At 62.0% G+C, this 13862-nt stretch carries 11 protein-coding genes, 1 rRNA gene and 1 pseudogene; 5 read left to right on the top strand and 8 right to left on the bottom strand.

Features of this window, described 5'->3' with window-relative positions:
- The first annotated feature begins 434 nt into the window (after positions 1–434).
- Entirely contained in the window at positions 435–2261 is a 1827-nt protein-coding gene (locus U5A08_RS10205) for a glycoside hydrolase family 15 protein (RefSeq protein ID WP_321851403.1), read from the top strand.
- A gap of 178 nt (positions 2262–2439) precedes the next feature.
- Positions 2440–2688: pseudogene (locus U5A08_RS10200) on the top strand (alpha/beta fold hydrolase); the annotation flags it as partial.
- On the opposite strand, the gene U5A08_RS10195 reads toward U5A08_RS10200, so the two are convergent.
- On the bottom strand, positions 2685–3653 hold the full coding sequence (locus U5A08_RS10195) for a GlxA family transcriptional regulator (RefSeq protein WP_321851401.1): 969 nt from the start codon (positions 3651–3653) through the stop codon (positions 2685–2687). The pseudogene U5A08_RS10200 and the gene U5A08_RS10195 overlap by 4 nt on opposite strands.
- Positions 3654–3742: 89 nt before the next feature.
- On the opposite strand from U5A08_RS10195, the gene inhA reads away from it, so the two are divergent.
- Together inhA and U5A08_RS10185 are read left to right on the top strand one after the other, a co-directional pair.
- Entirely contained in the window at positions 3743–4423 is a 681-nt protein-coding gene (gene inhA, locus U5A08_RS10190; RefSeq protein ID WP_321851400.1) for an isonitrile hydratase, read from the top strand.
- 166 nt (positions 4424–4589) lie between these two features.
- Positions 4590–6044 carry a mannose-1-phosphate guanylyltransferase/mannose-6-phosphate isomerase gene (locus tag U5A08_RS10185; RefSeq protein ID WP_321851399.1) on the top strand — a complete coding sequence of 485 codons (1455 nt, stop codon included), beginning with the start codon at positions 4590–4592 and terminating at the stop codon, positions 6042–6044.
- Positions 6045–6047: 3 nt separating this feature from the next.
- Here U5A08_RS10185 and U5A08_RS10180 read toward each other — a convergent pair whose 3' ends face one another.
- From U5A08_RS10180 to U5A08_RS10165, 4 genes are all read right to left on the bottom strand, one after another.
- Positions 6048–6632 (bottom strand): DUF4174 domain-containing protein, encoded by a 585-nt coding sequence (locus U5A08_RS10180; RefSeq protein WP_253400361.1) that lies wholly within the window; start codon positions 6630–6632, stop codon positions 6048–6050.
- A gap of 164 nt (positions 6633–6796) precedes the next feature.
- Positions 6797–7429, bottom strand: a complete 633-nt coding sequence (locus U5A08_RS10175; protein WP_253394591.1) for a glutathione S-transferase family protein — start codon at positions 7427–7429, stop codon at positions 6797–6799.
- 79 nt (positions 7430–7508) lie between these two features.
- Positions 7509–9866, bottom strand: a complete 2358-nt coding sequence (locus tag U5A08_RS10170) for a DNA polymerase II (protein ID WP_321851398.1) — start codon at positions 9864–9866, stop codon at positions 7509–7511.
- 93 nt (positions 9867–9959) lie between these two features.
- Positions 9960–10433, bottom strand: coding sequence for an SRPBCC family protein (locus tag U5A08_RS10165; RefSeq protein ID WP_253394586.1), 474 nt, complete (start codon positions 10431–10433; stop codon positions 9960–9962).
- Positions 10434–10531: 98 nt separating this feature from the next.
- Here U5A08_RS10165 and U5A08_RS10160 point away from each other — a divergent pair, with 98 nt between their 5' ends.
- Entirely contained in the window at positions 10532–10933 is a 402-nt protein-coding gene (locus U5A08_RS10160) for a GFA family protein (RefSeq protein WP_321851396.1), read from the top strand.
- A gap of 1 nt (position 10934) precedes the next feature.
- Here the strand turns inward: U5A08_RS10160 and mrdA are convergent, their stop codons facing one another.
- From mrdA to rrf, 3 genes are all read right to left on the bottom strand, one after another.
- Entirely contained in the window at positions 10935–12827 is a 1893-nt protein-coding gene (mrdA, locus tag U5A08_RS10155; protein WP_253394582.1) for a penicillin-binding protein 2, read from the bottom strand.
- Between the two features lie 230 nt (positions 12828–13057).
- Positions 13058–13438 (bottom strand): cupin domain-containing protein, encoded by a 381-nt coding sequence (locus U5A08_RS10150; protein WP_253394580.1) that lies wholly within the window; start codon positions 13436–13438, stop codon positions 13058–13060.
- A gap of 222 nt (positions 13439–13660) precedes the next feature.
- Positions 13661–13776, bottom strand: a 5S ribosomal RNA gene (rrf, locus tag U5A08_RS10145).
- Positions 13777–13862: the final 86 nt, after the last annotated feature.

The raw sequence follows: 13862 nt of genomic DNA, 5'->3' as shown, positions 1-13862 counted from the left end.
CAGCCGCCCGACGATCGACAAATCGTAAAGGAAACCAGCGGAAGCAGGCTTATCCTGTGTGGCAGAACTGTGGGAGTCGGTTCCTGAGAGAGCTGAAAGTTTCCAACTGCCGGGTAGGAAGAGCATCTGCCGGGATAAGGAACTCATCCCCCTCCCAAGCGGTTTCGGCGCAACCCGCCCCATCGCCGGGGTCGGCGTAAAGGCTCAGTCATCAAGAGCGTGCTCAATCGGCGAATGCCAGCCGGCTGAGCTGACGGGCTTTTTTACGTGAACTTGTGCGGTGCCCTGCCAGTCAGCTAACTGAACGCAACTCAAAGGTAGGTAGCTGATGCATTTCTCGCTGGAGCAACAAGTCGCTTGGGTCACCGCTGCCCGTTCCGGCAGCACCTTGTTTATCGAGGGCGGCTTGCGCCTTTTCCCGGAGTATCGCGGCAATGGTTGATTTCAAGAACGAGCCTCAGAGCGCCATCGATGCCCACGGCATCATCGGCGACATGCGCAGTGCCGCATTGGTGAACGACAAGGGCAGCATCGACTTTTTCTGCTGGCCTGAGTTCGACAGCCCCTCGATTTTCTGCGCGCTCCTCGACACCCCCGACGCCGGCATTTTCCAACTGACACCGGACCTGCCCAACGCCCGCCGCGAGCAGATCTACCTGCCCGACACCAACGTGCTGCAGACGCGCTGGCTCAGCGATGACGCGGTGGTGGAAATCACTGACTTTTTGACCATCAGTGAGGAGATCGACGACCTGCCCCTGTTGATTCGCCGCGTGCGTGCGGTCAGTGGCCGGGTGACGATCCACCTGCGCTGCGCCGTGCGTCACGACTATGCGCGCACGCCCACCCATGCCAGCCTCGACAACGGCACCGTGTGTTTCGCCGCCGACGGCCAGCCCGGCCTGCGCCTGTCGAGCAGCCACCCCATGCAGATAGACGACAACGCCGCAGTGGCCAGCTTCGTCCTGGCCCAGGAAGAAGGCGCCGAATTCGTCCTCGGCGGGCAAGACGACCCGCGCGTCGACAGCAGTTGCACCGACCTGGCGCTGGCGCATAGCTTGAAATTCTGGCGAGGTTGGATCGCGCAATCGAACTACCGCGGGCGCTGGCGCGAAATGGTCAATCGCTCGGCCCTGGCCCTGAAACTTTTGACCTCGCGCAAGCATGGCGCGATCATCGCCGCCGCCACCTTCGGCCTGCCGGAATCGCCCGGCGGCGAGCGTAACTGGGACTACCGCTACACCTGGATACGCGACGCCTCGTTCACGGTCTACGCCTTCATGCGCCTGGGTTTTGTCGAAGAGGCCAATCACTACATGCGCTGGCTCAGAGGCCGGGTCAGCGACTGCAGCGACCAGCCCGCCAAGATCAACATCCTGTATGGCATCGACGGCCGCCAGGAACTGCCGGAAGCCCAACTGACGCACTTGCGCGGGCATGGCGGTGCGACGCCGGTGCGTATCGGCAACGAGGCGTTCGACCAGGTTCAACTGGACATCTACGGCGAGTTGATGGACGCGGTTTACCTGGTCAACAAATACGGCGAAGCCATTTCCCACGAAGGCTGGAAACACACGGTCGAGCTCGCGGATCAGGTCTGCGACATCTGGAACCGCAAAGACGTGGGTATCTGGGAGATGCGCGGCGAGCAGCACCACTTCCTGCATTCGCGACTGATGTGCTGGGTCGCGCTGGACCGTGCGATTCGCCTGGCGTCCAAGCGCTCGCTACCGGCGCCGTTCGCGCGCTGGGACCAGACGCGCCAGGCGATCTACGCGGATATCTGGGGTAACTTCTGGAACGAAGAACGCGGGCACTTTGTGCAGCATACCGGCAGCACCGCGCTGGACGGGTCGATGCTGCTGATGCCGCTGGTGCGCTTCGTCGCCGCCACCGATCCGCGCTGGCTCTCGACCCTCGCAGCGATCCAGAAAAGCCTGGTGCGCGACGGCATGGTCTATCGCTATCGCAACGACGACAGCCAGATCGACGGCCTGCCAGGCACCGAAGGCGCGTTTGCCGCCTGCTCGTTCTGGTACGTCGAATGCCTGGCCCGCGCCGGGCAGGTGGAAAAGGCGCATCTGGAGTTTGAACAGTTGCTGCGGTATGCCAACCCGCTGGGGTTGTACGCCGAAGAGTTCGACAACCAGGCGCGGCACTTGGGCAATATGCCTCAGGCGTTGAGCCATTTGGCGCTGATCAGCGCGGCGACGTTTCTGGACCGCAAATTGAGCGGCGAGAAGACGGTGTGGCAACCTTGAACGCCAACGCTGGCGGTGAGTCAGCCAACCTGGATGCAGGACACACTTGATCCTCGACGCTCTCAGACTTGTGGCTTTAGCGGATCGGCACTAGTTTCATCAGCAATCATCGCCCAGCCGACAGAAGCCCACCATGCGCATCGCCCCTCCGCTGCTTCACATACGCACCTCTATGCTCATGTACACGCCGGGCGATCCCGCACTGGCGTCCATCGAACAGGCGCTGGCGCTGCAACCGACGATCACGGTGCCGACGATTTCGCTGTGCGGCGCCGACGATGGCGTAGGCCCGCCGCCGCTGGAGGATGAAGACGCGCAGCATTTCAGCGGCGTCTATCGGCGGCAGGTGCTGCCCGGCGTGGGCCACAATATTCCTCAGGAAGCGCCGCAAGCGACCCTTGCGGCGCTCCTGGAATTACTCGCCTAGGCCACTGGCGAAAAGCGCTCGCGATAGGCCTGCGGCGTCACTGACAAGACCCGCAGGAAGCTGCGCCGCAAGGTCTCTTCACAGCCGAACCCGCACTGCACGGCGATGCGTTTGATCGATGCGCTGCTGTCCGCCAGTTGCCGGCGGGCGGTTTCGACGCGGATCAGCTCGACCGCGCGCGCCGGGGTCTGGCCGGTTTCAGCGCGGTAATGGCGCACGAAGCTGCGCTCGCTCATGCCGGCCTGGGCGGCCAGGGTGGCGAGGTTCAGGTCGAGGGTCAGGTGTTCCGCGATCCACGCGTGCAACTCGGCGAAGCGGCTGTCGCCTTTTTGTAATGACAAGGTCACGCTGAATTGCGATTGCCCCCCGGGACGCTTGAGGAACACCACTAGGTGTCGCGCCACTTCCAGGGCCACGGCACGCCCCAGGTCTTCTTCCACCAGGGCCAGACACAGGTCGATACCGGCGGTCACTCCGGCCGACGTCCACACCGCGCCCTGCTGGATGAAAATCGGGTTGGACTCCACCGTCAGCGCCGGGAATTTGCGCGCCAGCTCTTCACAGCGCGTCCAATGGGTCGCCACGCGGCAGCCGTCGAGCAAGCCACTGGCCGCCAACAGAAAAGCCCCGGTACACACCGACGCCATACGCCGGGTGTGCCGGGCTTTTTCGCGCACCCAGTCCACCAGCGCCGGATCTTCGGCGGCGCCGTACACGCCCCAGCCGCCGGCGATGATCAGGGTGTCGCAAGGCGTGTCGACGGCCGGCAACGGCTCGGCCACCAGCGCCAGGCCGGCGGAGGTCATCACCGGCGCTGCCTGGGCGGCGATCACCGAGACCGCGTAGGGCAACGGCGCACCGCGCTGGCGCGCCAGGTCGTTGGCCGAGGCGAACACCTGCAAAGGCCCGGTCACGTCGAGCACTTGGGCATTATCAAAAGCGAGTACGTGAATGAGTCGAGGCATGATTGGCGTGATATGTGGGTTCAATGGCGTATTCGCCAAAGCCTAGGCCTCTAAAGTGAAGCCGTCCACCCTTTATCGGAGCTTCGTTCATGACCTTGCAGATCGGCTTTTTGTTGTTCCCCGGCATCCAACAACTCGACCTCACCGGCCCCTATGACGTATTGGGTTCGTTGCCGGATGTGAAATTGCACCTGGTGTGGAAAGACCTGGCGCCGGTCACGTCCAGCACCGGGTTGGTGTTCACGCCGACCATGACCTACGCCGATTGCCCGCACCTGGATGTGCTCTGCGTCCCCGGCGGCAGCGGCGTCGGCCCGTTGATGGAAGACCCGCAGACCCTCGACTTCCTCAAGGCCCAGGCGCTCACCGCGCGTTATGTCACCTCGGTGTGCACCGGTTCGCTGGTGCTCGGTGCGGCCGGCTTGCTGCGCGGTCGCAAGGCCACCACCCATTGGGCCTACCACGACCTGCTCGCCCCGCTCGGCGCCATCCCGGTTCAGGCGCGCGTGGTGCGTGACGGCAACCTGTTCACTGGCGGCGGGATTACCGCAGGGATCGACTTCGCCCTGACCCTGGCGGCTGAGCTGTACGACGAAGCGACCGCGCAACTGGTGCAGTTGCAGATCGAATACGCACCGGCGCCGCCGTTCAATTCAGGCCGGCCGGATACCGCGCCCACGTCTGTGCTGGAAGAAGCCAACAAGCGCACGGCCGAGTCGCGCAAGGTCCGGGGCGAGATCACTGCGCGGGCGGCAGCTCGACTGGGTTGACACGCGTCGCCGTTCAGCGCGGGCAGGCGCGCTGAACACCTGCCTGATGCTCAACACGTCGCAGTTGCCGCTGCGCGGCTAGTCGCCGATGATGCGGGTCAGCGCGATTGCGATCACACTTGATCCCAAAGGCGTGGGCCGTCCTTTCCACCCAAGAAGTCCATTGATGAATACCCACGACGGATTAATTCCCTGCATCATTTCCGGCGGTTCGGGTACCCGACTGTGGCCAGTGTCCCGGCAGAACATGCCCAAGCCGTTCATGCACATGCGCGATGGCCAGAGCCTGCTGCAGAAAACCTTCCTGCGCGCCAGCCGCCTGCCCGGTGTGGAAAGCGTGCTCACCGTCACCAACCGTGACCTGCTGTTTCGCACCCTGGATGACTACCGTCTGGTGAACAACGCACAACTGCGCCTGGACTTGTTGCTGGAGCCCTTCGGCCGCAACACGGCAGCGGCGATTGCCGTGGCCGCGCTGCATGTGCAGGAGCACTTTGGCGACGACGCCCCGTTGCTGGTGATGCCCGCCGACCATTTGATCCTCAATGAAACCGCGTTTGCCGTGGCCGTGAGCCAGGCCCGCGAGCTGGCCGAAGCCGGCTATCTGGTGACCTTCGGTATCGAGCCTGATCGCCCCGAAACCGGCTTCGGCTACATCGAACAAGGTGCAGCGCTGGGGGCGGGAAACCGGGTCAACCGCTTTGTCGAAAAACCCGACCTCGCCACCGCGCAAGGCTACCTCGACGGCGGCAAGCACCTGTGGAACGCCGGCATATTCTGCTTCAAGGCCAGCACCCTGGTGAACGAGCTGACCACCCACGCCCCGCAGGTGCTGGCGGCCGCCAAGGTTGCGCTGGCGCACAGCCAGAGCCTGCAGAATACAACCTCGCGCCAGCGTGAACTGGATGCCAAAGGCTTCGGCAGCGCACCGGACCTGTCCATCGACGTGGCGCTGATGGAGAAATCCGCGCAGGTGGCCGTGGTGCCCTGTGACATTGGCTGGAGCGATATCGGCTCCTGGGAAGCCCTGCGCCAGCTCACCCCCAGCGATGCCCAGGGCAACCAGGTCAATGGCGAAGCGATTCTGCATGACGTACACAACTGCTACATCGACTCGCCCAAGCGCGTACTCGGCGCGGTGGGCGTGCGCGATCTGATCATCGTCGACACCGCCGACGCCCTGCTGATCGCCGATGCCAATCGCAGCCAGGATGTGCGCCACATCGTGGCCGAGCTCAAGCGCCAGAACCATCCGGCGTACAATCTGCACCGCACAGTGACGCGACCATGGGGCACCTACACCGTGCTGGAGGAAAGTGCGCGCTTCAAGATCAAGCGCATTGTGGTCAAGCCGCTGGCGTCACTGTCGTTGCAGATGCATCACCACCGCAGCGAACACTGGGTGGTGGTCAGCGGTACCGCACAGATCACCAATGGCGAGCGGGAATTGCTGATCAACGCCAACGAGTCCACCTACATTCCGGCCGGGCACAAACACCGCCTGACCAACCCCGGCATCATCGAGTTGGTGATGATCGAGGTGCAGAGCGGCGAGTACCTGGGCGAAGACGACATTGTGCGTTTTGACGATATCTACGGGCGCGCGCCCGCAGAAGGATAGGCCTCAGTCATCCAATGGCTGAGGGGCCGGTTTGCTGCCAGGTTTTGCCGGTTTGGCGGGCTTGGCGCCCTTGGCCGGAGCGGGTGCGACAGGTTCGGGCTCTGCAGCGGCAGCCGCTTCTTTCTCGGCCATCGGCATCTGATCGATGGCGCTGAAGAAGTCCTTCAAGTCGAGGGCATCCGGTGGCACGGTCTTCTCAACTTTCTTCTCACCATCCTTGCCCACCAGGATCACTTTGGTGCCGCTGCCAGCGCCTAATTTGAGGGCGCGGATCAGCGCGTTGGTTTCAGGCGGTGTGAGCTTCTTGTTGTCCTTCGGGTCTTTGGCGAACATCTCCCCTTCGGCACCGATGCTGCCGAACTTCACGGTGTACAACACCATGCCGCGCTCTTCAAAGGACTGCTTGGTGGCGGGCTCGTCCAGCTGTTTCTTGAGCTTGACCAATGTTTCATTGCCGGAATCAAGCTCCACCACCACCAGCGGCCGGGCTTTGCCCAAATCCTGCTTGAGCGGGTTGATATCAGCAGCAGCCAACAGCGGCCCCGTAAAAGCCATCAAGGTAGCCAGGGTCAGCGACCGGATGAGCATGCGCACCTCCTTTGAATTCCATGCAGGGTTCTTGAGTTTCATGTCTGCGACAGCCAAATTCAAGGATGATTCCTACACCACCTTGAGAAAGCGTAGGCCAGGACGCCGGCTACGCAAGGGATGGGGCGGTTTGGCGGCCATTGTTTCTTTTGGTTGCCGAAACATTAAGAGACCTCCCACTCCGGCCAATGCCGAGCAAACACAGGCGCCACGAGCGGATCGGCATCCACTCTGTCCAGGGTCTGCGCAAACGCCGGCCGCGAGGCGTGCAACGCTTCTCGCGCCGCATCCCAGCGCGACACCGCCGCCGCCATGATGCCCAGGGCATTCGGCTGCTGATCGGCGGCGAACAATTGGTCGGCAAACTGATCGGCGAACACCAACCAGGCCCGGTGCAGGTAGCAGCGCGTGCCGCTGATCAATTGTGCTTGCGCGGCCTCATCGGCGTCGCCCAGCCAGCGTGTCGGGTAGTCAATGATGCCGATTGCCGAGTAGCAATTGGCGGCGATGTACACCAGGCCGCGGAGGATCTGGCCGCGGTTGCCGGCGAGTAGGTTGGCGGCAGGGAATTCCAGGCCCAGGTGGATCAGGATCGCCGCGCTTTCCGTCAGCACCTGGCCATCGGGGGTTACCAGCGTGGGGATCTGTTTGAGCGGGTTGATACGCGCGAGCGCTTCGCTGCCCTCGCCGTCCTGCCAGGAGCTGGCGTCTACCCGATGCCATGGCACCGCGCAACGCTGCAGAGCAATTTCGATCATGCATGAGCCGGAGTCGTCGGTGCCATAGAGCGTGTACATGGGGTTTCCTCCTTGGTGTCGCGTAGCAATTGCCGAGCACGCCAACAGCGTAGACGCTCACCCGCGCGAGGCAAACAGTTTAGAACAGGCCCATTTGCCCGCCGACCAGGGTACCGAAGTCGTCATTCACAAACGGCAGGATCGCATCGGCCACTGGCTGCAATTGCCGGGTGACGTAGTGGTCATAGTCGATCGGGGCCTGGCGCACTTCCAGCGGTTCCGGGCCGTTGACGCTGATCACATAGCTGATCCAACCGCCGCGCTGGTACTGGCGCGGGCGGTTCATGCCGTCGTTGTAGTCGTCGGCCAGGCGCGCGGCGCGCACGTGGGGCGGGACGTTGCGCTCGTAGTCGTCCAACCGGCGGCGCAGGCGCTTGCGGTAGATCAGCAGCTCGTCGAATTCGCCGCTCAAGGTGCGCCGCACGTAGTCGCGCACGTAATCCTGATAGGGCTGGCGGTGGAAGATACGATGGTAGAGCTCCTGCTGGAATTGCCGGGCCAGGGGCGACCAGTCGCTGCGCACGGTTTCCAGGCCTTTGTAGACCATCTCTTCGCTGCCATCGCCGCGCACCACCAACCCGGCGTAACGTTTCTTGCTGCCCTCCTCGGCGCCGCGAATGGTCGGCATGAGGAAGCGCGTGAAGTGGGTTTCGTATTGCAACTCCAGGGCGCTGTGCAGGCCGAATGCGGTGTGCAAATGCGCGCGCCACCAATCGTTGACGTGCTGCACCAGCGCCTGGCCGATGCGGCTGGCGTCCTCCTGGGAGTGTGCGCTGCCGAGCCAGACGAAAGTGGAATCGGTGTCGCCGTAGATCACTTCATAGCCCTGGGCTTCGACCAGTTCGCGGGTCTGGCGCATGATCTGATGGCCGCGCAGGGTGATCGACGACGCCAGGCGCGTATCGAAGAACCGGCAACCGCTGGAACCGAGTACGCCGTAGAAGGCGTTCATGATGATTTTCAGCGCTTGGGACAACGGTGCATTGTGTTCGCGCTTGGCCTCTTCGCGGCCTTCGGAGATGCGCGCGACGATGGCGGGCAGGCAGTGTCGGGTACGGGAAAACCGGGCGCCGCGAAAGCCTTCCACCGACGCGCTGTCATCGGGGTGCTTGAGGCCTTCGACCAGGCCCACGGGGTCGATCAGGAAGCTGCGGATAATCGACGGGTAGAGGCTTTTGTAGTCCAGCACCAACACCGATTCGTAGAGGCCGGGGCGCGAATCCATGACAAACCCGCCGGGGCTGGCCTGGGGCGGTTTGTCGCCCAGGTTCGGCGCGACGAAGCCTTGGCGGTGCATCAGCGGCAGGTACAGGTGGGTGAATGCGGCCACGGAGCCACCGTTACGGTCGGCCGGCAAGCCGGTGACGCTGGCCCGTTCCAGCAGGAACTTAAGCAGCTCGGTCTTCTCGAAAATCCGCGTGACCAGTTCGCAGTCCTTGAGGTTGTAACGCGCCAGGGCCGGCTTGTCCTCGGCGAACATGCGGTTGATTTCGTCCATGCGCTGGTAGGGCGTGGAGATGTCTTTGCCTTCGCCGAGCAGGGTTTGCGCGACGTTTTCCAGGCTGAAGGATTCAAAACTCCAGGTGGCCGAGCGCAGCGCTTCAATACCGTCGATGATCAGCCGCCCCGCCGCGGCCGCGAAGTAATGATTGCGGCTGCCGTGTTCGCGCCAGGTCATGGGCTCTTCGCCACGGCCGAGCAAGAGTGGCACGTTGAGGCGCTGGGCATGTTCGTGGAGCACGCGCAGGTCGAACTGCACCACGTTCCAGCCGATGATCGCGTCGGGGTCATGCGTGGCCAGCCACTGGTTGAGGCGTTCGAGCAATTGGCCGCGGGTGTCGCAATAGTCGAGCTTGAAGTCCACCGCGTCGCTCTTGTTCGGCGGGCCGAGCATATACACCTGACGCTCGCCGCAGCCTTCGAGGGCGATGGAATACAGATCGCCCTGGGCGGTGGTCTCGATGTCCAGGGACACCAGTTTGAGCGGCGGGCGATAGTCGGGCGCGGGTTTCATCTGCGCGTCGAGCAGCGCGCCCGTGGCGTCGGGCGTGCCGTCGAACCACACGGGGGCGGTGATGAAACGCTCCATCATGTAACGCTCGGGCGGGCGCACGTCACCTTCGTAGACATCGACACCGGCGGCGCGCAGGCGCTTTTCCAGGTCCATCAGTTGCCGATGCTGGCGGGTGTAGAGGCCCAAGACCTTGCGGTGATGGAAATCGCACAGCTCCAGCGGGCGCAATTCGATATCGCGCTCGCCCTTGAGCAGCCAATCCAGCGGTTTGCGATGGGCTTCGGGGATGAACATCACCGAGCTTTGCACGGGGAGGCGGATGAACCTCGGCCCCTGGTCGGTGGCCAGCCAGAAGCTGACCTGCGTCCCCGCCGGGGTATCGCGCCAATGCCGGGTCAGGACAAAACCCTGCTGTAAATCCACCGTGCCGCACCTCAGGAATCACTTTCAGGGCGTGATTCTACCCGGCATCCGGCCAAACGCGGCACGTTAACGCGCACACGGCGCGCAATCGCCTCAGGCGATGCCTTGGTGGAAGTGGCTCAGGTAGCCTTCGATATTGCGCATTTGCTCGTCCCATCCGCGGGAATTCATTTTGAAGGCTTTCAGGCGGCGGGCTTCGGGCACTGCGTCGAAGCCGGATTCAACAACCCGCAGCAAAATGCCCGGGGCGCGGTCTTCAACGGTGAACTCCACCAGCGTCGGTGTTTCCTTGTCGTAGTCGATGCCTTTTTCTACGGCGAAGGGGTGCCACGAGAACGAAAACCGCGTCTGCGGCAAGATGTGTTCGATCCTGGCCTTCCAGATCACGTGTTCGTAACCTGGGTAAGTGATCGGCGCTTCGATCGTTTCCCCGGCGACAAAGGTCTTGCCCTTGAGGGCGATGCCAAACCAGCGGCCGAATTGCTCGGCATCGGTGAGCGCCTCCCACACCTTTTTGCGTGGAGCGTTCAGTAGGACTTTCCGTTCGATTCGATCTGATACGTGCATACGTCACCTCCTCCATTGACAGTAGGCGACATCGACCAATGCGCAACCTTGGGTTCTGCGCGATGATGATGCCCCCATTGTTGACCCGGCCATAGGTTATGACTGACCCGTTGAATGGAAGTTGCTTCTGTAAAGCCGTGCGCTACCAGGTGGACAGCCTGGACATGCCCATCAGCCACTGCCACTGCGATAGCTGCCGCAAGGCGCATGCGGCGGCGTTTGTGAGCACCGCAGGCGTGATGCGTGAACATTTTCGCTGGACGCAGGGCGAGGAACTGTTGGCGGCCTTCGAATCTTCGCCAGGCAAATTCAGGCGCTTCTGCTCCCGCTGTGGCTCACATCTGATGGCCGAGCGTGGGCATCAGCCCCATGTGATTGTGCGGGTGGCGACGCTGGACGATGATCCGGGTGTCAGGCCCACCGCGCATATCTGGACGGCCCATGATGTGCCGTGGCTGGCACATGAGGGCGTGGCGCAGTGGGACGAATGGCAGGTGTGAGTCAGACGTGGGGATCGCCGGGGGCTTTGCTCGGCGTCGCATATTGCGGCTTCAGGTGGCCTTCGTGGTCGAGCAGCCAGGCGTCCATGATCTGGCGCACCACCGGGCCTGCGACTCGGCCACCGGCCTCGCCGTTTTCGATCATCACCGAAATCACGATTTGAGGGTGCTCCGCCGGCGCAAACCCGACAAACAGCGCGTTGTCACGGTGGCGCTCCAGGGTTTTGTCGCGGTTGTAGCGCTCACCCTGCTTGATCGCCACCACCTGCGCGGTACCACTCTTGCCGGCAATCCGATATTGAGCACCCTGCGCGGCCGCCCGGGCGATCCCGCGGGGATCGTGCATCACCAGTTGCATCCCGTGGTTGACCTGTTCCCAGTCACGCGGGTCCTTGAGGACCACGTTGGGCATCGGGTGCTCGTCCACTGGCGCCACGCCGTTGATCGTCTTGGCCAGGCGCGGTCGATTCCACACGCCTTTATTGGCAATCAACGCGGTGGCCTGGGCCAATTGCAGCGGCGTGACCTGCATATAACCCTGGCCGATGCCGAGGATCACCGTTTCGCCCGGGAACCAGGGTTGGCGCCGTGTCGCGCGCTTCCAAGCCTGGGACGGCATCAGGCCAGCTGACTCCTCGAACATGTCCAGGGAGACTTTCTGGCCGAGGCCGAATTCGGCCAGGTAGTCATGCAGGCGGTCGATGCCCAGCTTGTGGGCCAGGTCGTAAAAATAGGTGTCGTTGGAGCGCATGATGGCCGCGTCCATATCCACCCAACCATCACCGCTGTGGTTCCAGTTGCGGTATTTGTGGTCAAAGTCGGGCAATTGGTAGTAACCGGGGTCGAACACACGGGTCTGGGCGGTCACTACCCCGCTGTCGAGACCTGCGATGGCCACTTCCGGCTTGATGGTCGAGCCCGGCGCATAGAGACCGCGCAGGACCCGGTTGAACAGCGGACGGTCGATAGAATCATGCAGGGCGGCATATTCCTTGAAACTGATGCCGGTGACGAACAGGTTGGGGTCGAAGCTGGGCTTGCTGACCATGGCCAGTACTTCGCCGGTTTGCGGGTCGAGGGCCACCACGGAGCCACGGCGATCGCCCAGGGCTTCTTCAGCCGCTTCCTGGAGTTTGACGTCGAGGCTCAGCACGATGTTTTTGCCGGGGATCGGGTCGGTATGCTTGAGCACGCGCAGTACGCGTCCCTGGGCGTTGGTCTCGACTTCTTCATAGCCGACATGGCCATGCAGCTCTGACTCGTAGAACCGCTCGATGCCAGTCTTACCGATGGACTGCGTGCCGCGGTACTCCACCGAGTCGAGGGTCTTGGATTCTTTTTCGTTGATGCGGCCAACGTAACCGATAGAGTGAGCGAAGTGCGCGCCCAGGGGATAGTGGCGAACGAATTGCGGTTCGACGTCTACGCCAGGCAGGCGGAATTCGTTGACGGCGAGTTCGGCGATCTGTTCTTCGGTCAGCTCATAAAACAACGTAACCGGCACAAAAGGATGCCGCGCCTGCTTCAGCGCCTTGTCGAACACGGCGCGGTCTTCTGCTGGTAGGTGCAGCAGACTGACGATCGCGTCCAGCTCGCCCTTGAGGTCGGTGGTGCGCTCGCGGGTGATGATCAGGTTGTAACTTGGGCGGTTGTCAGCCAGCACAACGCCGTTGCGGTCGTAGATCAAGCCACGAGTCGGCGTGATGGGCAGTACGTGGACACGGTTGTTTTCAGAAATCGTCGAGTGATAGTCGAATTGCACGACCTGCAGGAAATACAAGCGGCCCACCAGGGCGCAGGTGATGCCGATCACCAACAAGGCGCAGGCGAGCAGGCGTTTGTTGACCAGGCGGTTTTCGTTTTCGTGGTCTTTGATCGGTATCGGTTCAGGCATTTCTACAGCATCTCGTTGAAAAAGGTCGACGCCGCGTCCTGCGGATGAAAGATCAATCCTTGTGAAAATGTGCTGCACCATAGCAAAAATGCAGAAACACTTTGCATCGATTTCCCAAACGGTAGCCTGGAAGGATCGTGTGGTGCCGTTGAGTCAGGCGGCACCGAGCATCGGGGGATGAGGCCACTGTTGCCAGATGGCGACGGTGGCCTCGAACAGCAGGATGGATTTCAGATCCACTGGTCGTTCATGGCGGTGCGGTCTCCCCCTTCATGGCCGGTGTTCAAGATGCCGCGAGGTTCGATCATCATCAGTTTGGCTTCGCCTTCGGCGGCCGTCCGGTGTTCTATTGCGCGAGGAACGACATACAACTCCCCCGGCGCCACATACACGGGACCTTCCGGAAGGTCGATACGCAGTATCCCTTCAAGCACGAGAAACGCCTCGTCGGTTTCTGGATGTGAGTGCCAGATGAACTCGCCTTCGATGCGTACAACCTTGAACTGGTAGTCGTTCATCTCGGCTACGACTCTCGGGCTCCACTGTTCACTGATGAGGGAAGCCTTTTGCGCGAGATTTACAGGTTGTGCTGAGTGCTGTTGCTGAGCCATGACCAATCCTCTGGTAGGTGAGAATTGTCAGGCTATCGAAGGAAGGGTCAACCGTTCTTGTATGATCTTGCAGTTTGAAGATCGCGGCACAAACGTTCAAAGGACCTCTACTAAATCACGGCAAGGACGCACTGAAGACTATCGCGATGAGCCTCTTCGCACTTTTCGAGCGGACAAACAAAACCCCTGTCTGCGTAAGCAAACAGGGGTTCTGGAATTTAATCTTGACGATGACCTACTCTCACATGGGGAAACCCCACACTACCATCGGCGATGCATCGTTTCACTACTGAGTTCGGGATGGGATCAGGTGGTTCCAATGCTCTATGGTCGTCAAGAAATTCGGGTACTGAGTCGCGGCCAGCTGGCCTCGCTTCAGCAAATTGGGTATGTGATAGCTTTCGGTGTTTTGTAAGAGTCGAAC

This window comes from Pseudomonas paraveronii (genome assembly GCF_963681955.1).
GTDB lineage: Bacteria > Pseudomonadota > Gammaproteobacteria > Pseudomonadales > Pseudomonadaceae > Aquipseudomonas > Aquipseudomonas paraveronii.
This window is presented reverse-complemented; position numbering and strand designations above follow the sequence as displayed.